Below are 932 nucleotides of genomic sequence, written 5' to 3' on the forward strand. Positions count from 1 at the left end.
ACTTAATAGTATTGGTTGCGTAACAAAGTGCGGTCCTGCTGGCATTCTGGAGGGAAATACAACCGACAGATGTATGTAAGGCCAACGTGCTCAAATCTTCATACAGAAAGATTTGAAGTAATATTTTAACCGCTAGATGAAGAGCAAGCGCATGGAGCGACAAAATGAATAAAGAACAATCTGCTGATGATCCCTCCGTGGATCTGATTCGTGTAAAAAATATGCTTAATAGCACCATTTCTATGAGTTACCCTGATGTTGTAATTGCATGTATAGAACATAAGGTGTCTCTGGAAGCATTCAGAGCAATTGAGGCAGCGTTGGTGAAGCACGATAATAATATGAAGGATTATTCCCTGGTGGTTGACTGATCACCATAACTGCTAATCATTCAAACTATTTAGTCTGTGACAGAGCCAACACGCAGTCTGTCACTGTCAGGAAAGTGGTAAAACTGCAACTCAATTACTGCAATGCCCTCGTAATTAAGTGAATTTACAATATCGTCCTGTTCGGAGGGAAGAACGCGGGATGTTCATTCTTCATCACTTTTAATTGATGTATATGCTCTCTTTTCTGACGTTAGTCTCCGACGGCAGGCTTCAATGACCCAGGCTGAGAAATTCCCGGACCCTTTTTGCTCAAGAGCGATGTTAATTTGTTCAATCATTTGGTTAGGAAAGCGGATGTTGCGGGTTGTTGTTCTGCGGGTTCTGTTCTTCGTTGACATGAGGTTGCCCCGTATTCAGTGTCGCTGATTTGTATTGTCTGAAGTTGTTTTTACGTTAAGTTGATGCAGATCAATTAATACGATACCTGCGTCATAATTGATTATTTGACGTGGTTTGATGGCCTCCACGCACGTTGTGATATGTAGATGATAATCATTATCACTTTACGGGTCCTTTCCGGTGATCCGACAGGTTACGGGG

The 932-nt window shown here is 42.0% G+C and carries 2 protein-coding genes; one reads left to right on the forward strand and one right to left on the reverse strand.

What is annotated here, in order from left to right:
- Positions 1-164 precede the first annotated feature (164 nt).
- Complete coding sequence (ybcW, locus tag CSC70_RS13715; protein WP_001031427.1) at positions 165-371, forward strand: protein YbcW; 207 nt, start codon at positions 165-167, stop codon at positions 369-371.
- Between the two features lie 164 nt (positions 372-535).
- Here ybcW and CSC70_RS13720 read toward each other — a convergent pair whose 3' ends face one another.
- Positions 536-730, reverse strand: a complete 195-nt coding sequence (locus tag CSC70_RS13720; protein WP_001421937.1) for a YlcI/YnfO family protein — start codon at positions 728-730, stop codon at positions 536-538.
- Positions 731-932: the final 202 nt, after the last annotated feature.

Source organism: Pseudoxanthomonas kalamensis DSM 18571, from assembly GCF_010211745.1.
Taxonomy (GTDB): Bacteria; Pseudomonadota; Gammaproteobacteria; order Xanthomonadales; family Xanthomonadaceae; genus Pseudoxanthomonas_A; species Pseudoxanthomonas_A kalamensis.

What these genes read in the sequence shown, in the direction of transcription:
- ybcW (WP_001031427.1), top strand. Translation starts at nt 165, where the DNA reads ATGAATAAAGAACAATCTGCTGATGATCCCTCCGTGGATCTGATTCGT.
- CSC70_RS13720 (WP_001421937.1), bottom strand. Translation starts at nt 730, where the DNA reads ATGTCAACGAAGAACAGAACCCGCAGAACAACAACCCGCAACATCCGC.